This is a genomic window from Streptomyces sp. SAT1 (assembly GCF_001654495.1).
Classification (GTDB): Bacteria; Actinomycetota; Actinomycetes; order Streptomycetales; family Streptomycetaceae; genus Streptomyces; species Streptomyces andamanensis.
In genome coordinates this window covers 3,947,356-3,965,713 of the sequence record NZ_CP015849.1, presented here as the reverse complement: position 1 = coordinate 3,965,713, position 18,358 = coordinate 3,947,356, and the positions used below count along the sequence as shown (strand labels likewise).

Sequence of the window (18,358 nt, the reverse complement as noted above, 5' to 3'; positions counted from 1 at the left end):
CCAGCAGGCAGGAGACCGCCTCGTTCAGCAGGCGCACCACCTGCTCCAGGACGCTCACCGCTCCCGCCTCCCGCCCACCGGACCGGCCGCGTCCCTCGCGTCGCTTGTGCCCCTCGCGTCCCCCGGGTCCGCGAGGTCCACCGGACGGAGCAGCGCCCGCAGCCGCTCCCAGCCCGGTTCCTCCACGAAGGCGTCCGCGCCCCAGCGCAGCGCCGGGACCGTGCGCACCAGCCCGGACGCGTCCCGCTCCAGCACCCGCACCTCGGCGATGCGCCGCCGCCCGGAGCGGTCGCGCGCCAGGTGGACCACCACCGACAGCGCGGCGGCCACCTGGCTGTGCAGGGCGGCCCGGTCCAGCCCCGCGGTGGTGCCCAGGGCCTCCAGGCGGGCCGGGACGTCCGCCGCCGCGTTGGCGTGCACCGTCCCGCACCCGCCTTCGTGGCCCGTGTTCAGCGCGGCCAGCAGATGCACCACCTCGGCGCCGCGCACCTCACCCACCACCAGGCGGTCCGGCCGCATGCGCAGGGCCTGGCGGACCAGGTCCTCCAGGGTGACCAGGCCCGCTCCCTCCTGGTTGGCGGGCCGCGTCTCCAGGCGGACGACGTGCGGATGGTCGGGGCGCAGCTCCGCGGAGTCCTCGGCGAGCACGATGCGCTCGCCCGGCCCGACCAGGCCCAGCAGCGCGCTGAGCAGTGTGGTCTTGCCGCTGCCGGTGCCGCCGCTGACGAGGAAGGACAGGCGGGCCTCTACGAGGGCCCGCAGCACCCGGTCCCCGCCCGGCGGAACCGTGCCCGCGGCGACCAGTTCGCCGAGGGTGAAGGCCCGAGGCCGGACGACGCGCAGGGACAGGCAGGTGCAGCCGACGGCGACCGGGGGCAGCACCGCGTGCAGCCGGGTGCCGTCGGGCAGGCGGGCGTCGGCCCACGGCCGGGCGTCGTCCAGGCGCCGCCCCGCCACGGCCGCCAGCCGCTGGGCCAGACGGCGTACGGCCGCCGCGTCGGAGAAGGCGACGGAGGCCCGCTCCAGTCCGCCTCCGCGGTCCACCCAGACCTCGTCGGGCGCCGACACCAGGACGTCGGTCACGGACGGGTCGGCGAGCAGCGCCTCCAGCGGACCGCTGCCGATCAGTTCGGAGCGCAGCCGCTCGGCCGCGCCGAGCACCTCCGCGTCACCGAGCACACGACCCTGTTCGCGCAGGGCCTGGGCCACGCGCGCGGGTGTCGGTTCGGCGCCGCTCTCGGCGAGCCACTGGCGTACGCCGTCCAGGAGCCGGGCGGGCATGCCCGGCGGTTCCGCTGCCCGGAGCACACGCGGACCGCCGGCCGCCGTGTGCCGCCCGGCCGTGTCCCACCTGCCCCCGTCCCGGCCCGCTCCGTCCCGGCCCGCTCCGTCCCGGTCGTCCCCGTGCCGTCCGGTCCTGCCGTTCCCGGAGGAACGCCGCCACTGCTCGGCCGGGGCCCTCACGCGGCGCCCGCCTCGGTCAGGGCCCGCTCCCAGAAGCCGGTGCAGAACCGGGCCAGCGGGCCGCGCGCGGTCGCGCCGGGCGGTGTCCTGCCCTCGCCGGGGCGCCGCAGCCCGGACTCCACCGGCACCTCCCCCGCCAGCGGCAGTCCGAGCAGCCGGGCCACCTCGCGGTCGTCGAGCCCGGGTGCGTACGGGCCGCGTACCGCGACGCGCAGATCGCGCAGGACCATGCCGGCCACCGAGGCGACCCGGGCGGCGGCCGCCACGGCGCGCAGCTCGGCGGGGACCACGAGCAGTCCGACGTCGATCTGGGCCAGCGCCTCGGCGGCGCCCTCGTCGACCCGGCGGGGCAGGTCGACCACGACGGCCCCGCCGCCGCGCCGAGCCGCGGCCAGCACCGCGCGGACGGCCTGCGGCGGGACGGCGACACAGTCACCGCGGTCCCAGCTGAGCACGCGCAGCGAGTGCAGCCGGGGCAGCGACTCCTCCAGGGCGCCGCCGCCGACCCGCCCGCGCGAGGTCGCGAAGGCGGGCCAGCGCAGCCCCTCGGCGGCCTCCCCGCCCAGTAGCACATCGAGCCCGCCGCCCAGCGGATCGGCGTCCACGAGCAGGGTGCGCAACCCCTCCCGCGCGGAGGTCACGGCGAGCGCGCAGGCGAGGGTGGAGGCGCCCGCGCCGCCGCGCCCGCCGATGACGCCGACGGTGAGCGCGGGACGGCCGACGCCCTCGGCGACATCGGCGATCCGGTCGACCAGCCACTGCTCGCCGTCGGGCAGCACCAGCACATGGTCGGCGCCGATCTCGACGGCGCGCCGCCAGATGCCGGAGTCGTCCTGGTCCCGGCCGACCAGCACGAGGCCCCGTCTGCGCGAGGCGGTGCGCACCCGCGGTGCGGCGTCGTCCCCGACCAGCACCAGCGGCGCGGCCTCCCAGCCGCCCCGGTGCTCGGGCACGCCGTGGTGCACCTCGGGGGTGGCGCCGGCCGCCGCGCACAGGCGCAGCAGGTCGTCGAGGAGGTCGGCGTCCTCGGTGATGATCAGCGGGCCGCTCCGGCGCCCTCCGGTGCCGGAGGACGGATCATGGGTGACGGTGACGGCCATGGGCCGCTCCCCCTTCGCTGCGTCGTGCGCGCGGCTCGTCGCCCCGCGTGATTCCGGACAGACCAAGAACCGGCGAGCGGTCCGCATATGAGCGGCCGCCGGAAACCGGCGTGGACGGCCGACAGAAACCGGCCAAACGCGCCCGACAAACGGAACCGGCCATGAACTCCGCCGTCAGCGGTGCGCGCAGGAATCACGGTGCAGCGATCCGGAAATTGATGTGGATCTTGGTCGAAATCTGTGGACAACTCAGTGCCTGTGAAAATGGCGGTCACCCAAACCGGTGACCCCTGTGCCGATCCCCGTACGACTTCCGCAGCGCAGCCCAACGACTACGCGCAGTCACGGATCATGAGGAATGCCGAGAGGGCCGCGCGAGGGCCCGCCGGGGCCGAATGGCCGCACCGGGCGGGCAGGGAGCGGGAGAAAACCCCTCCGGACATGCGACGACCCCCGCCGGGGGGGAGAGCGGGGGTCGTCTCCACGGCCGACTCGGGGGGGGAGGAGTCGGGCCGGGTTAGCACGGTCGCGAACGATCCGTGACTTCCATGGTGTACCCGAGAGCCCTCTCAGGCAAACCCACACGCGCAGCTTACGCCGAATGGGCTGCCCCTATGCTCGACCTTGTGGAAAACCACTCCTTGCCCCGCACAGCGGCGTTCTTTGATCTGGACAAGACGGTCATTGCGAAGTCGAGCACGCTCACCTTCAGCAAGTCGTTCTACCAAGGCGGACTGATCAACCGCAGGGCTGTGCTGCGCACCGCATACGCCCAGTTCGTCTTCCTCGCCGGAGGCGCCGACCACGACCAGATGGAGCGCATGCGCGAGTACCTGTCCGCGCTGTGCCGCGGCTGGAACGTACGACAGGTCAAGGAGATCGTCGCCGAGACGCTGCACGATCTGATCGACCCGATCATCTACGACGAGGCCGCCTCCCTCATCGAGGAGCACCACAGCGCCGGACAGGACGTCGTCATCGTCTCCACCTCGGGCGCCGAGGTGGTCGAGCCGATCGGAGAACTGCTCGGTGCCGACCGGGTGGTGGCCACCCGGATGGTGGTGGGCGACGACGGGTGCTTCACCGGCGAGGTGGAGTACTACGCGTACGGACCGACGAAGGCGGAGGCGGTCCGTGAACTGGCCGTGTCCGAGGGGTACGACCTCGCCCGGTGCTACGCGTACAGCGACTCGGTCACCGATGTGCCGATGCTGGAGGCGGTCGGCAATCCGCACGCCGTCAACCCGGACCGGGCGCTGCGCCGCGAGGCCGTCGCGCGCCAGTGGCCGATCCTCGACTTCCACCGCCCGGTGCGGCTCAAGCGGCGGCTGCGCACGCTCTCCGTGCCCCCGCGCCCGGCCCTGGTCGCGATGGCGGCCGTGGGAGCGGCGGCGGCCACCGCGGGTCTCGTCTGGTACGCGAGCCGGCGGCGCGCTCTCTCCTGAGCGGCTGCCGGGGCGGCGGAGAGCGGCCGGACGGCGCCCCTTTGTGACCCGTTTGGGGCGCAAAGTAAAGAAGTGTGGGCAGGGGTTCCGCTTGTCACCCGGGTGCAGTACAAAGGACTCAACGGCCCGCGAGACCTGAGGACATCCGAAAGGATCACCTTTTCAACGCATTCGGCCCCACGGACCGAGCATGAACACCGGGCACCCACGCGACGTCGACCCGTCGATTACGGGCCAGCCGCACCAGGTGACGGGCAAAGTCCCCGGCCTGATGGGCGACATATCGAGGACGCTTGGTAACGCGGTGCTCATGTCAGCGGCGGTACGACGTGTCGTACCGCCGCGACCCTTGTCCGACTGCCGTCCGAGTCTTGTCCGACCGCTGTCCGGCTACGCCGCTCCGCGCTGGAGCGCCTCGCACACCGCCGTCGACTCCCGCGCACCCAGCTCGACCGCCCCGGCGCAGTGGGCGATCCAGGCCGCCATGCCCTCCGGGGTCCCCGAGACATAGCCGTCGAGGGCGGCCCGATAGGCCGCGCGGCCCAGTTCGGCGTGGCCGACCTCCGCCGGGCAGACCGACTTCGGGTCCAGGCCGCTGCCGACCAGGATGATGCGTTCCGCGGTGCGGGCGATCAGGCCGTTGTGGGAGACGAAGGGGCGCAGCGCCAGGATCTCGCCGTGCACCACGGCCGCCGTCACCAGCGCCGGTGCGGAACTGCCCGCGACGATCAGCTCGGACAGCCCCTCCAGCCGGCCGGAGACCTCGGACGCGCCCGGTGGCGCCAGCTCGATCAGCGGTTCGTCGACGCCCTCGCCCTCCTGGCGCGGCCGGCCGACGGAGTCCTCCGTACCCGCGGCGGCCACCAGATGCAGGCGGGCCAGCACCCTGAGCGGCGACTGCCGCCAGACGGACAGCAGTTGTCCGGCCTCGGCCGTCAGCCGCAGCGCGGCTCCCAGGATGCGCGCCTCGTCGTCACCGCTGAAGTCGGTGCGCCGACGCACTTCCTCCAGGGCCCAGTCCGCCCCCGACAGCGCCCCGGAGCCGCGCGCGCCGCGCAGCGCCGCCTCGGAGGTGACGGCGTTGCTCCGGCGCCGCATGATCCGGTGCCCGTAGACCCGGTCCACGGCCTTGCGCACGGATTCCACGGACTCGGCCACCCCGGGCAGGGAGCCCAGGGTCGCGAGCGGATCAGCGGTCGCGCCTGTCGTACTCATGCGTCCGACCCTACGCACCCGGCCCTCCCCTGCCTCGAAGGAGTGGTCTTCTTCACGCAAGCTGCCACGTACAGCTATCGCGGTACTACGCTTGGTGAACATGAAAATTGCTTTCGTCGGGAAGGGCGGCAGCGGCAAGACCACGCTGTCGTCCCTCTTCATCCGCCATCTCGCGGCGACCGGCGCGCCCGTCGTCGCGGTCGACGCCGACATCAACCAGCATCTGGGAGCGGCACTGGGCCTGGAGGAGGCCCGCGCGGCGGAGCTGCCCGCGATGGGCGACCGGCTGCCGCTGATCAAGGACTACCTGCGCGGCAGCAACCCGCGCATCGCCTCCGCCGAGACGATGATCAAGACCACGCCGCCCGGCGAGGGTTCGCGGCTGCTGCGCGTCGCCGAGAACAACCCGCTCTACGACGCCTGCGCGCGGGCGGTGGAACTCGACGGCGGCGCCGTTCGTCTCATGGTCACCGGCCCCTTCACCGACGCCGACCTGGGGGTCGCCTGCTACCACTCCAAGACGGGCGCGGTGGAGCTGTATCTGAACCACCTGGTGGACGGCCGCGACGAGTACGTCGTGGTGGACATGACGGCCGGTTCGGACTCGTTCGCGTCCGGCATGTTCACCCGCTTCGACATCACGTTCCTGGTCGCCGAGCCGACCCGCAAGGGCGTCTCCGTCTACCGGCAGTACAAGGAGTACGCCCGGGACTTCGGCGTCGTCCTGAGGGTCGTCGGCAACAAGGTGCAGGGGCCGGACGATCTCGACTTCCTGCGCTCCGAGGTCGGCGACGACCTGCTCGTGACCGTCGGGCAGTCCGACTGGGTGCGCGCCATGGAGAAGGGCCGGCCGCCCCGCTTCGAGCTGGTGGAGGACGCCAACCGCCGCGCCCTGCGCACCCTCCAGGTGGCCGCCGACGCCACGTACGAGCTGCGCGACTGGGAGCGCTACACCCAGCAGATGGCGCACTTCCACCTGAAGAACGCCACCTCCTGGGGCAACGAGCGCACCGGGGCCGACCTCGCGGCCCAGATCGACCCCGGTTTCGTGCTCGGCGAGGGCGTCACCGCCTCCGCCTGACGGGCGCTACGGCTTGGGCGCCCCGGGCACTCCCTTGGGCGCCGGAGCCGGACGGGCCGACAGGAAGGACGCCCAGCCCTGCTTGGGCGCCTCGCCCACCTCCAGGCCGCGCAGCTTGGCCAGGGTCTGCGGGTCCTGCGCGTCCAGCCAGTCGGCCAGCTGGTGGAAGGAGACGCAGCGCACGTCGGGCTTGTTGCACACCTCCTTCACGACGTCCTCCACGGCGCGCATGTAGGTGCCGCCGTTCCACGACTCGAAGTGGTTGCCGATGACCAGCGGGGCCCGGTTCCCGTCGTAGGCCCGGTTGAAGCCCTGGAGCAGGCCGTCGCGCATCTGGTTGCCCCAGTAGTCGAACTTGTCGGGGTCGCCCTGGGTCTGGGTGCCCGACTGGTTGACCATGAAGTTGTAGTCCATGGTCAGTTGCTCGAAGGTGTGGCCGGGAAAGGGAACCAGCTGCATCGACAGGTCCCACAGCCCGTCCTTCTTCTTGGGCCACAGCTGGTTGTTGACGCCGCTGCTGTCGTAGCGGAAGCCCAGCTGGCTCGCCGCCTTCATGAAGTTCTTCTGGCCCTCCAGGCAGGGGGTGCGGGCGCCGATCAGCTCCTTGTCGTAGTCGAAGGGCAGCGCGGGCACGTTCTTCAGCCCGCTGTTGGACTTCCAGGTCTTCACGAACTGCTTGGCCTGGTCGATCTCGCTCTTCCACTCGTCGACCGACCACTGGCCGGCCCCGCCGTCGGGACCGCAGAAGTGGCCGTTGAAGTGGGTGCCGATCTCATTGCCCTCCAGCCACGCCAGGCGTGCCTGCTCGGCGGTGTCCGCGATGCCCTGGGCGTCGTTGAAGCCGATCTCCGAACTGCCCTGCGCGTGCTGCGGCGGCCGGTACAGATCGCGCTTCTCCTCCGGCAGCATGTACACGCCGCTGAGGAAGAACGTCATGTTGGCGTGATTGTCCTTGGCCACCTTGCGGAAGTGGGAGAACAGCTTCTGGCTGTCCTCGCCCGCGCCGTCCCAGGAGAAGACGACGAACTGGGGAGGCTTCTCACCGGCCTTCAGCCGTTGCGGCTTGGGCAGGTGCGGCTGGGCTCCGGTGTACGAGGTCGACCCGTCGCCGATGAGACGGACGGGGCTCCCGGGCGCCTGCGCGGCCTTGGGCGCGCCGTGCGCGCCCTCGCGCCGGGGTGCGTCGCTGCCACTCGCGCAACCGGCGAGCGCCGAGGCACAGGCCACGGCGGCGACGACGCTCGCGGCGATCCTCTGGTTGGCGGCCATGTTCCGCCCACCTTCTTCCTTCTCTCGTCCTACGCCGAGACGGCGTGTGCTGGTGCTGTGCCGGCCGTGCCGACAGCGCCGTCAAGGTCGCACGAAGGCGAGAAGGAATTAGTACGACAAGCCGATAAAAACCCCACTTCACCCTTCAAGGTGATTCGCTGCCCCATTTGTGCAGAAAAGCTGTGCTGGAACTTTACGTTGCATTACTTTTGCTTTACCAAGCGTTGCATTCGCCTTCTCCCAGAGGAGAGCCGAGCCATGCCTGTCCGCACCCCCTCCTCCCCCACCGACTCCGCGTGCACCAGGCGCGCGCACCCGCCCCACAGTCCGCCGCCGCGCCGCCGCCTTCCCCGTGTCGCGGGCGCCGATCTGTCGGCCGCCGTCGCGGTCTTCCTGATCGCCCTGCCGCTCTCCCTCGGCATCGCCCTCGCCACCGGCGCCCCGCTCCAGGCCGGCCTCGTGGCCGCCGCCGTGGGCGGACTGGTCGCCGGCCGCCTCGGCGGCTCGCCCTTGCAGGTCAGCGGCCCGGCCGCCGGGCTCACCGTCGTCACCGCCGACCTGATCCACCGCTACGGATGGCGCACGACCTGCGCCATCACCGTCCTCGCCGGTCTCGTCCAACTCGCTCTGGGCTGCCTCCGGGTGGCCCGCGCCGCGCTCGCCGTCAGCCCCGCCGTCGTGCACGGCATGCTCGCCGGCATCGGCCTCACCATCGCCGTGGCCCAACTGCACATCGTCCTCGGCGGCAGCCCGCAGAGTTCCGTGCCGGACAACCTGCGCGCGCTGCCCTCCCAGCTGGCCGGCGCCGATCCCGCCGCGCTCGCCGTCGGCGCGCTCACCCTGACCCTGCTGCTGTCCTGGCCCCGGCTCCCCGGCCGGGCGGGGCGCCTGCTGCGCCCGGTGCCCGCCGCGCTGGTCGCCGTCACCGGGGCCACCGCCGTCGCCTCCCTGTGCGGACTGATCCTGCCCAGGGTCGACCTGCCGTCCTGGCGCAGCCACGCCCTGGCCGGGCTGCCCGACGGGCCGGTCCTCGGCCTGGCGGCGGCCGTGCTCAGCACCACTCTGGTGTGCAGCGTGCAGTCGCTGCTCGGCGCCGTCGCCGTGGACAGACTGGCCGCGGGCCGGCCGGGGCCGCCCGCCCCCGCAGCCCGCTCCGACCTCGGCCGGGAACTGCTCGGCCAGGGCGCGGCGAACGTCGTCTCGGGCGCGCTCGGCGGGCTGCCCGTCGCCGGAGTCGCCGTCCGCAGCTCGGCGAACGTGCGCGCGGGCGCCGTCAGCCGGGACGCCACGATGCTGCACGGCGCGCTCGTCGTGGCCGCCGCGCTGCTGCTCGTCCCGGTCCTGGAGTCCATCCCGCTGGCCGCGCTCGCCGCCCTGGTGATGGCCGTCGGCGTCCAGATGGTCTCCCTGCACCACATCCGTACGGTGACCCGCCACCGGGAGGTGGCCGTGTACGCCGTGACGGCCCTCGGGGTGGTGGGTCTCGGAGTCCTCCAGGGCGTGGCCCTCGGCGTCGCCACCGCCGTCGCCGTCGCCCTGCACCGCCTGGCCCGCACCCGCATCACGCACGACGAGAAGAAGGGGGTGCATCACGTACGCGTCCGGGGCCAGCTGACGTTCCTCGCGGTGCCGCGGCTCAGCCGGGTCCTGCACCGGGTGCCCCGGGGCGCGGTCTCGGTCGTCGAGCTGGACGGCTCCTTCATGGACCACGCGGCCTACGAATCGCTGCAGGACTGGCAGCGCGCCCACACCGCGCAGGGAGGTTCCGTCCGGCTCACCGGACGCCGCAGAGCGGTCCGGGTCGGTGAGCCGACCGGTCCGGACGGCGCCGTGTGCCGCTGCCGGCCCTGGACGCCCTGGCGCAACCACCAGTGCCCCGCCCCCGCCACCCGCTCCGAGGTACGTCCCACGCCGGGCGCCCCGTCCCGCGCGGCCGGGGCACCCGGACCCAGCGGGGAGCAACTGGCCCGCGGCATCGGCCTGTTCCAGCGCACCACCGCGCCGCATGTGCGCGACGAACTGGCCCGGCTGGCCAGAGAAGGCCAGCAGCCGTCCCAGCTCTTCCTCACCTGCGCCGACTCCCGCCTGGTCACCTCGATGATCACCGCCAGCGGCCCCGGTGACCTGTTCGTCGTGCGCAACGTGGGCAACCTCGTCCCGCTCCCCGGCCAGGAGCGCGGCGACGACTCGGTGGCCGCCGGGATCGAGTACGCGGTGGACGTGCTGGGGGTGCGCTCCCTCACGGTGTGCGGCCACTCCGGGTGCGGGGCGATGCAGGCCCTCCTCGGCTCGCGGCCCGGCACCGGGGACGGCGCGACGTCCCTCGGGCGCTGGCTGCGGCACGGGGCACCGAGCCTGGAGCGGCTGCGCGCCACGGACGGCACCGTCCCCCTGCTGGCCGGCCGGATGCCCGCCGACGAGACCGAGCGGCTGAGCCTGGCCAATGTCGTCCAGCAGCTGGAGCACCTGCGCGCCCACGACTCGGTGGCACGGGCACTGCGCGCGGGCACGCTGGAGCTGCACGGGATGTACTTCCAGGTGGCCGAGGCCCAGGCGTACCTGCTCACGGACCCTGCCGGGGCCGGAGACGGCGGCGCGGTCTTCGTCCCCGTGGCGGCGGAGGCGGCACGGACCGCAGACGAAGCAGGGGCAGCAGAGGCAGCACAGACGACAGGGTCGGCGGCGGAGACAGTACCGGCGGCCGGGACGGCGGGGCCGCCGGGCGCCCCGGCGGGACCGGACGCCCCGCGGCCGACGGAATCGGTGAAAGACCTGCCCAGCGCGGTGTGACCCGGCCGCCCGGCGACACGCATGCCCCCGGGCATGGTCTCCCCGGCTCCCGGGGGCCATGCTGAAGCCGGGCGACACCCGTCACCCGCCGCAGGAGCTGTGCGAACACTCCACAACAGGTCTAAACCAATTACCTGTCGGCCCTTGTCATCCGGCCCCCGGGTCTGATGAGCTGTGGCCTGGGACACAACGGACACCCTGGGAAAGGGAGATGTCGTGAGCAACGAAAGCCTGGCCAACCTGCTTCGCGAGAACCGCAGGTTTCCGCCGCCCGCTGACCTGGCCGCCAACGCCAACGTCACGGCCGAGGCGTACGAACAGGCCAAGGCTGACAGGCTCGGCTTCTGGGCCGAGCAGGCCCGCCGGCTGACCTGGGCCAAGGAGCCGACCGAGACCCTCGACTGGTCGAACCCGCCGTTCGCCAAGTGGTTCAAGGACGGCACACTCAACGTCGCGTACAACTGCGTGGACCGGCACGTCGAGGCCGGCAACGGCGACCGGGTCGCGATCCACTTCGAGGGCGAGCCCGGCGACAGCCGCGCCATCACCTACGCCGAGCTCAAGGACGAGGTGTCCAGGGCGGCCAACGCCCTGCTGGAACTCGGCGTCCGGAAGGGCGACCGGGTCGCGATCTACATGCCGATGATCCCGGAGACGGCCGTCGCGATGCTGGCCTGCGCCCGCATCGGCGCGGCGCACTCCGTCGTCTTCGGCGGCTTCTCCTCGGACGCGCTCGCCACCCGCATCCAGGACGCCGACGCCAAGGTCGTCATCACGGCCGACGGCGGTTACCGGCGCGGCAAGCCGTCCGCGCTCAAGCCCGCCGTCGACGAGGCCGTCGGCCGCGCCACGGGCGTGCGCAATGTGCTCGTGGTCCGCCGCACCGGCCAGGACGTCGCCTGGGACGACAGCCGGGACCTGTGGTGGCACGAGGTGGTCGGGCGCCAGTCGGCCGAGCACACCCCCGAGGCGTTCGAGGCCGAGCACCCGCTGTTCATCCTCTACACCTCGGGCACCACCGGGAAGCCCAAGGGCATCCTGCACACCTCCGGCGGCTACCTCACGCAGGTCGCCTACACGCACTGGGCCGTCTTCGACCTGAAGCCGGAGACCGACGTGTACTGGTGCACCGCCGACGTCGGCTGGGTCACCGGCCACTCCTACATCGTGTACGGCCCGCTGGCCAACGGCGGGACGCAGGTCATGTACGAGGGCACGCCGGACACCCCGCACCAGGGCCGCTTCTGGGAGATCGTGCAGAAGTACGGGGTCACGATCCTGTACACGGCGCCGACGGCGATCCGCACGTTCATGAAGTGGGGCGACGACATCCCCGCGAAGTTCGACCTGTCCTCCCTGCGGGTGCTCGGCTCGGTCGGTGAGCCGATCAACCCGGAGGCGTGGATCTGGTACCGCAAGAACATCGGCGCGGACCGCACCCCGGTCGTCGACACCTGGTGGCAGACGGAGACCGGCGGCATCATGATCTCCCCGCTGCCGGGCGTGACCGACGCCAAGCCCGGCTCCGCCCAGCGCGCGCTGCCCGGCATCAGCGCGACCGTCGTCGACGACGAGGCGAACGAGGTGCCCGACGGCGGCGGCGGCTACCTGGTGCTCACCGAGCCGTGGCCGTCGATGCTGCGCACCATCTGGGGCGACGACCAGCGGTTCATCGACACCTACTGGTCGCGCTTCGAGGGCCGCTACTTCGCCGGTGACGGCGCCAAGAAGGACGACGACGGCGACATCTGGCTGCTCGGCCGGGTCGACGACGTGATGCTGGTCTCCGGCCACAACATCTCCACCACCGAGGTGGAGTCCGCGCTGGTCTCGCACCCCTCGGTCGCCGAGGCGGCCGTGGTCGGCGCGGCGGACGAGACCACCGGGCAGGCGATCGTGGCCTTCGTGATCCTGCGCGGTTCGGCCGCCGAGAGCGACGACCTGGTCACCGAGCTGCGCAACCACGTCGGCAGCACGCTCGGGCCGATCGCCAAGCCCAAGCGGGTCCTGCCGGTGGCGGAGCTGCCGAAGACCCGGTCCGGCAAGATCATGCGCCGTCTGCTGCGGGACGTGGCGGAGAACCGGCAGCTCGGAGACGTCACGACGCTGACGGACTCCACGGTCATGGACTTCATCCAGGCGAAGCTGCCGGCGGCGCCCAGCGAGGACTGACCCAGGCCCGCGAGGGCGCCGCCCGCAGGGGAACACCGCGTCCCCCGGACCCCGCGTCCCCGGACCCCGCGTCCAGGGCACGCCCTCGCAGGCCACCTCATCCGGGGGCACCCGGCGCAGCTGACGCCGGATGCCCCCGGATGCGTAGACTGGACAGAGCTACAACACAACAAGATCCTCAGGTGCGCCGGGAAGTCTGGTCGGCATGTGCTCAGCGCTGCCCACCGACCGGAGGTTTTCGTGGTCACCGACCGCCCCCGCACCCCTCGCGCCCCCCGCAAGGCCTTCGGGCGCCTGTCCCTGCCGGAGCGGAACTTCGTCGCGGACGCGCTGCGCACCGAGACGGTCGGCGGTGTCCTGCTGCTGCTCGCCGCGATCGCCGCGCTGGTGTGGGCGAACGTCCCGGCACTGCACACGAGCTACGAGCGCGTCAGCCACTTCCACCTCGGCCCCGCCGCCCTCGGCCTCGACCTGTCCGTCGCGCACTGGGCCGCCGACGGGCTCCTCGCGGTCTTCTTCTTCGTCGCCGGCATCGAACTCAAACGCGAACTGGTCGCCGGCGACCTCAAGGACCCCCGGGCCGCGGCGCTGCCGGTGGTCGCCGCGCTGTGCGGCATGGTGGCCCCCGCCGCCGTCTACGCACTCACCAACCTCACCGGCGGCGGCTCGCTCGGCGGCTGGGCGGTGCCGACCGCCACCGACATCGCCTTCGCGCTGGCCGTGCTCGCGGTCATCGGCACCTCGCTGCCCAGCGCCCTGCGCGCCTTCCTGCTCACCCTCGCCGTCGTCGACGACCTCTTCGCCATCCTGATCATCGCGGTCTTCTTCACCGACAACCTGAACTTCGCCGCCCTCGGCGGAGCCTTCGCGGGCCTGGCCGTCTTCTGGCTGCTGCTGCGCAAGGGCGTGCGCGGGTGGTACGTGTACGTACCGCTCGCCCTGGTCATCTGGGCCCTGATGTACAACAGCGGCGTGCACGCCACCATCGCGGGCGTCGCGATGGGCCTGATGCTGCGCTGCTCCACCCGCGAGGGCGAGGAGCACTCGCCGGGCGAGCGCATCGAGCATCTCGTCCGGCCGCTGTCGGCGGGTCTGGCCGTGCCGCTGTTCGCGCTGTTCAGCGCAGGTGTGTCCGTCTCCGGCGGGGCCCTGGCCGATGTGTTCACCCGGCCCGAGACGCTCGGTGTCGTGCTCGGTCTGGTCGTCGGCAAGACCGTCGGCATCTTCGGCGGGACCTGGCTCACCACCCGGTTCACCCGGGCCTCGCTCAGCGACGACCTGGCCTGGGCCGACGTCTTCGCGCTCGCCACGCTGGCCGGGATCGGCTTCACCGTCTCCCTGCTCATCGGCGAGCTGGCCTTCGACGGCGACGCCACGCTGACCGACGAGGTCAAGGCCGCCGTCCTCACCGGCTCGCTGATCGCCACGCTGATCGCGACGGTGCTGCTCAAGGTCCGCAACGCCAAGTACCGCCGGATGTGCGCGGACGAGGAGCGCGACGACGATCTCGACGGCATCCCCGACGTGTACGAGGAGGGCGACCCCGCGTACCACCTCCGCATGGCGGCCATCCTCGAACGCAAGGCCGCCGAACACCGCGCCGTCGCCGCCCGCCAGGAGGCCGAACGGGCAGGACGGAGTGCGGAAGTGCAGGGCGGGGCAGGCGAGCAGAACGACAGTCCGGCATGATCTGACGGGACGGTACAAAAACCCGGCCGTTCCCGGAACGCAGGGTCAGGCAGAAAAGGGAGACCGCGATGAGCGCACCCGACGGCAGCCCGGTCGGCGCCGAACGCAGCATCGGCCAGTTGGTCGCCGCGGCGACGGCGGAGATGTCCGCGCTGGTGCACGACGAGATCGCGTTGGCGAAGGCGCAGCTGAAGAAGGACGTCACACGCGGCGGGATCGCCGGCGCGCTGACCACGGCGGCCGGCGCCATGCTGCTGTTCTCGCTGCCGATGCTCAACTTCGCGCTCGCGTACGGCATCCGCACCTGGAGCGGCGGCTGGAACCTCGGCTGGTGCTTCCTGCTCTCCTTCGCGGCCAACGTCCTGATCGCGCTTCTTCTGCTGCTGGTCGGCCTCGTCTTCTTCAAGAAGGCCAAGAAGGGCAAGGGCCCCCAGAAGGTCGCCGCCTCCATGAAGCAGACCGCCGGAGTGCTCCAGAACGCCAAGCCGCACCCGCGTCCGCAGACCCCCGCGCTGGAGGACCGGGCACCGCAGGCCATCGAGGCTGTGGCACGCTCGTCCTCATGACGGACCCCGCCACTCCTTCGGCGCAACCGACCTCGGTCGTACGGGCCGACGTGCCCGGCGCCCGGAAGGTGACACACCGGGATGTCGCCGCCAACGGCGCGCGTTTCCACATCGCCGAGACGGGCGACGGGCCGCTGGTGCTGCTGCTGCACGGGTTCCCGCAGTTCTGGTGGACCTGGCGGCACCAGCTCACCGCGCTCGCCGACGCGGGCTTCCGGGCCGTGGCGATGGACCTGCGCGGCGTCGGCGGCAGCGACCGCACACCGCGCGGCTACGACCCCGCCAACCTCGCCCTCGACGTCACCGGCGTGATCCGCTCCCTGGGCGAGCCGGACGCGGCCCTGGTCGGCCACGACCTGGGCGGCTATCTGGCGTGGACGGCGGCGGCGATGCGCCCCAAGCTGGTCCGGCGGCTCGCGGTCTCCTCGATGCCGCACCCCCGCCGCTGGCGCTCGTCGATGCTCTCCGACGCCCGGCAGACCGCGGCGAGTTCCTACATCTGGGGCTTCCAGCGGCCGTGGATCCCCGAGCGGCAGCTCACCGCCGACGACGGCGCGCTGGTGGCCCGGCTGGTCCAGGACTGGTCGGGCCCGCGGCTGCCGGACGACGAGGCGCTGGAGACGTACCGCAGGGCGATGTGCATCCCCTCCACGGCGCACTGCTCCGTGGAGCCGTACCGCTGGCTGGTGCGCTCCCTGGCCCGGCCGGACGGCATCCAGTTCTACCGCCGGATGAAGCGCCCGGTGCTCGTGCCGACCCTGCATCTGCACGGTTCCCTCGACCCGGTGCAGCGCACCCGCAGCGCCGCCGGTTCCGGCGAGTACGTCGAGGCGCCCTACCGCTGGCGCCTGTTCGACGGTCTCGGGCACTTCCCGCACGAGGAGGACCCGGTGGCCTTCTCGACCGAACTGGTCAACTGGCTGAAGGATCCCGAACCGGACCGGTGAGGCCCTCGGGGACCGGACCGGCGGCACCCCCGCGAGGGCGGTCCGTGACGGCGCCGTCGCGCCCGGTATCCGGACGTGAACGCCTGTCCGTCGAACGGCCAATTGCCCCGCGCATAGGCCAAATCGAGGGCGCCCGGGAGGTTATCGACCTTCGGAGGGGGGCAGACGTCGGGGTATGGGCTGGACGCACGACTACAGTGACGTAGCACGCACCCGCCGTTCGGCGAGCGGTCCGGGCTCCCTTCACCGGGAAGCCCCGCAACTGACGGGCACGGACCCCCGGGTCGGCATTCCGCGCATCCTGCGCCGCCGGGCCCGCTGGGTCTCCGTACGCCTGCGGCATCCCCGCGGCTGATCCCGCACCGGCCGGACCGCTTTCCCTGCGGGGTGCGGTCCGGCTGTGCTGACCTCACATCGCGCAGCGGTCGGTGTCCACCTGCTGCACGGCGGTGCGCCCCTCGGCGATGTCCTGCTCGATCTCACCGGCCGTGAGCGCGTAGCCGGTCTCGGCGTCGTCGAGGGACTTCGCGAACACCACGCCGTAGACCTCGCCGTCCGTGGTGAGCAGCGGGCCACCGGAGTTGCCCTGGCGGACCGTCGCGTACAGCGAGTAGACGTCGCGGCGGACGGTGCCGCGGTGGTAGATGTCCGGACCGTTGGCCGTGATGCGCCCGCGCACGCGCGCGGAGCGCACGTCGTACGCGCCGTTCTCCGGGAAGCCGGCGACGATCGCGCCGTCCTTGCTGTGCGCGACCGAGTCGGAGAAGCGCAGCACGGGCGCCTTCAGGTCCGGTACGTCGAGCACGGCGATGTCGCGGTGCCAGTCGTACAGCACGACCTTGGCGTCGTACTTCCGGCCCTCGCCGCCTATCTGGACGGTGGGTTCGTCGACGCCGCCGACGACATGGGCGTTGGTCATGACGCGGCGGGGGCCGAAGACGAACCCGCTGCCCTCCAGCACCTTGCCGCAACTGCTCGCGGTGCCGACGACCTTGACCACCGACCGTTTGGCGCTGCGGGCGACCGCGCTGTCGCGCAGCGCCGGGTCCGGAGGCTGTACGTCAGTGATGGGCTCGTCGGTGAACGGGCTGAAGACCTGCGGGAAGCCGTTCTGCGCGAGGACCGAGGTGAAGTCCGCGAACCAGGTGTCCGCCTGCTGGGGCATCACCCGGGAGACACCGAGCAGCACCTGCGAGGTGCGGACCTCCTTGCCGAGCGTCGGTATCGTCGTGCCGCCCAGGGCCGAGCCGATCAGCCAGGCGACCAGCAGCATCGCGAGGACGTTGACCACGGCGCCGCCGGTCGCGTCCAGCGCGCGGGCCGGGGACCAGGTGATGTGCACACGCAGCTTGTTGCCGAGGTGGGTGGTGAGGGCCTGGCCGACCGAGGCGCAGATGATCACGACGACCACCGCGACCACGGCCGCGGTCGTACTGACCGGTGTGTGGTCGGTCAGGGCGTCCCAGATCACCGGGAGCGCGTACACGGCGACCAGTCCGCCGCCCAGGAAGCCGATCACCGACAGGATGCCGACGACGAATCCCTGGCGGTATCCGACGACTGCGAACCACACGGCGGCGACCAGCAGCAGGATGTCCAGCACGTTCACCGCGTCGAGCCTCGCCTCATCGTCTTCCGGTCACCACAGGTCGGCCGGGGCCCGGCCCGCCGCCGCGCGGCGAGGGAACACATCGTTCCGGAAGGCTCCGGCCCGAACGGCACGGGCCCACCCTGTCATGACCGCCAGTCGAGCGGGACCTGCTTCTCGCGGTCCCAGGGCGTCTCCCAGCCCGCGTAGTGCAGCAGCCGGTCGATGATTCCGGCCGTGAAGCCCCACACGAGGGCCGATTCGACCAGGAATGCCGGGCCTCGGTGACCGCTGGGGTGCACGGCCGTGGCGCGGTTGCCGGGGTTGGTGAGATCCGCCACGGGGACCGTGAAGACCCGGGCGGTCTCCGCCGGGTCGACGACGGCCACCGGGCTGGGCGCGCGCCACCAGCCGAGCACGGGCGTCACGACGAACCCGCTGACCGGGATGTAGAGCCGGGGCAGCACACCGAACAACTGGACGCCGTCCGGGTCGAGTCCGGTCTCCTCCTCGGCCTCGCGCAGCGCGGCCCGCAGCGGGCCGTCGCCCTGCGGATCGCCGTCCTCGGGATCGAGCGCCCCGCCCGGGAAGGACGGCTGCCCGGCGTGCGAACGCAGCGAACTCGCCCGCTCCATGAGCAGCAGTTCGGGCCCGCGGGCCCCCTCGCCGAACAGCACGAGGACGGCGGACTGGCGTCCCGCGCCGTCCTCCGGCGGCAGGAAGCGGCTCAGCTGGACGGGCTGGACCGTCCCGACGACCCGCACGACGGGGTCCAACCACTCGGGCAGCCCCTCCGTGCTCAGCGCCACCGGGCCGCCCGGCACCCGGCCGGCCGTCCGGTCCTCCGCGCCGGCCCGGTCCGTCCGGGTCCCGTGCGCCGTCTCGCCCGCCCGCGTCATCGCCACCCCCGCCCCCGGTCCGTCCGGGTCCTTGCGTCCGTGCCTGAGCCTGTACGTGTACCTGTACGTGTCCGTGCGCCCGCGTCCGCGCGGCTCGCACCCGCGCGGTCCGTGCCCACGAGGTCTGTGCCCA

Annotated in this window: 14 protein-coding genes; 8 read left to right on the top strand and 6 right to left on the bottom strand. The window is 72.6% G+C overall.

Annotated features, from left to right (window positions below; all coding sequences use genetic code 11):
- Window positions 1–54: 54 nt before the first annotated feature.
- Together A8713_RS17140 and ssd are read right to left on the bottom strand one after the other, a co-directional pair.
- Window positions 55–1,281: a TadA family conjugal transfer-associated ATPase gene (locus A8713_RS17140; protein ID WP_064537552.1), complete on the bottom strand. Its 1,227-nt coding sequence runs from the start codon at window positions 1,279–1,281 to the stop codon at window positions 55–57.
- 179 nt (window positions 1,282–1,460) lie between these two features.
- The gene (ssd, locus tag A8713_RS17135; RefSeq protein ID WP_064534369.1) at window positions 1,461–2,564 is read right to left on the bottom strand and encodes a septum site-determining protein Ssd; all 1,104 of its coding nucleotides are present in this window, start codon (window positions 2,562–2,564) and stop codon (window positions 1,461–1,463) included.
- A gap of 614 nt (window positions 2,565–3,178) precedes the next feature.
- On the opposite strand from ssd, the gene A8713_RS17130 reads away from it, so the two are divergent.
- Window positions 3,179–4,009, top strand: coding sequence for an HAD family hydrolase (locus A8713_RS17130; protein WP_079159013.1), 831 nt, complete (start codon window positions 3,179–3,181; stop codon window positions 4,007–4,009).
- Between the two features lie 390 nt (window positions 4,010–4,399).
- On the opposite strand, the gene A8713_RS17125 is transcribed toward A8713_RS17130, so the two are convergent.
- A complete protein-coding gene (locus tag A8713_RS17125; RefSeq protein ID WP_064534367.1) occupies window positions 4,400–5,224 on the bottom strand; it encodes a Fic family protein in 825 nt (274 codons plus the stop codon).
- A gap of 100 nt (window positions 5,225–5,324) precedes the next feature.
- Here A8713_RS17125 and A8713_RS17120 point away from each other — a divergent pair, with 100 nt between their 5' ends.
- The gene (locus A8713_RS17120) at window positions 5,325–6,305 is read left to right on the top strand and encodes an ATP-binding protein (RefSeq protein WP_064537551.1); all 981 of its coding nucleotides are present in this window, start codon (window positions 5,325–5,327) and stop codon (window positions 6,303–6,305) included.
- 6 nt (window positions 6,306–6,311) lie between these two features.
- Here A8713_RS17120 and A8713_RS17115 read toward each other — a convergent pair whose 3' ends face one another.
- Window positions 6,312–7,574 (bottom strand): hypothetical protein, encoded by a 1,263-nt coding sequence (locus A8713_RS17115; protein ID WP_064534366.1) that lies wholly within the window; start codon window positions 7,572–7,574, stop codon window positions 6,312–6,314.
- 258 nt (window positions 7,575–7,832) lie between these two features.
- On the opposite strand from A8713_RS17115, the gene A8713_RS17110 reads away from it, so the two are divergent.
- The 6 genes from A8713_RS17110 (at window position 7,833) to A8713_RS34300 (ending at window position 16,093) form a co-directional block, all read left to right on the top strand.
- Entirely contained in the window at window positions 7,833–10,364 is a 2,532-nt protein-coding gene (locus A8713_RS17110; RefSeq protein WP_064534365.1) for a bifunctional SulP family inorganic anion transporter/carbonic anhydrase, read from the top strand.
- 216 nt (window positions 10,365–10,580) lie between these two features.
- The gene (gene acs, locus A8713_RS17105) at window positions 10,581–12,536 is read left to right on the top strand and encodes an acetate--CoA ligase (RefSeq protein WP_064534364.1); all 1,956 of its coding nucleotides are present in this window, start codon (window positions 10,581–10,583) and stop codon (window positions 12,534–12,536) included.
- 240 nt (window positions 12,537–12,776) lie between these two features.
- Window positions 12,777–14,225 (top strand): Na+/H+ antiporter NhaA, encoded by a 1,449-nt coding sequence (gene nhaA / locus A8713_RS17100; protein WP_064534363.1) that lies wholly within the window; start codon window positions 12,777–12,779, stop codon window positions 14,223–14,225.
- Window positions 14,226–14,293: 68 nt separating this feature from the next.
- Window positions 14,294–14,791, top strand: a complete 498-nt coding sequence (locus A8713_RS17095; RefSeq protein WP_064534362.1) for a phage holin family protein — start codon at window positions 14,294–14,296, stop codon at window positions 14,789–14,791.
- Window positions 14,788–15,738 (top strand): alpha/beta fold hydrolase, encoded by a 951-nt coding sequence (locus A8713_RS17090; RefSeq protein WP_064534361.1) that lies wholly within the window; start codon window positions 14,788–14,790, stop codon window positions 15,736–15,738. Before A8713_RS17095 ends, A8713_RS17090 begins: the two co-directional genes overlap by 4 nt.
- Before the next feature lie 175 nt (window positions 15,739–15,913).
- Entirely contained in the window at window positions 15,914–16,093 is a 180-nt protein-coding gene (locus A8713_RS34300; RefSeq protein ID WP_078510012.1) for a hypothetical protein, read from the top strand.
- Between the two features lie 54 nt (window positions 16,094–16,147).
- On the opposite strand, the gene A8713_RS17085 is transcribed toward A8713_RS34300, so the two are convergent.
- Both A8713_RS17085 and A8713_RS17080 read right to left on the bottom strand, forming a co-directional pair.
- Window positions 16,148–17,347: a MarP family serine protease gene (locus A8713_RS17085; RefSeq protein ID WP_064534360.1), complete on the bottom strand. Its 1,200-nt coding sequence runs from the start codon at window positions 17,345–17,347 to the stop codon at window positions 16,148–16,150.
- A gap of 125 nt (window positions 17,348–17,472) precedes the next feature.
- Window positions 17,473–18,225 carry an NUDIX hydrolase gene (locus tag A8713_RS17080; RefSeq protein ID WP_237305554.1) on the bottom strand — a complete coding sequence of 251 codons (753 nt, stop codon included), beginning with the start codon at window positions 18,223–18,225 and terminating at the stop codon, window positions 17,473–17,475.
- Window positions 18,226–18,358: the final 133 nt, after the last annotated feature.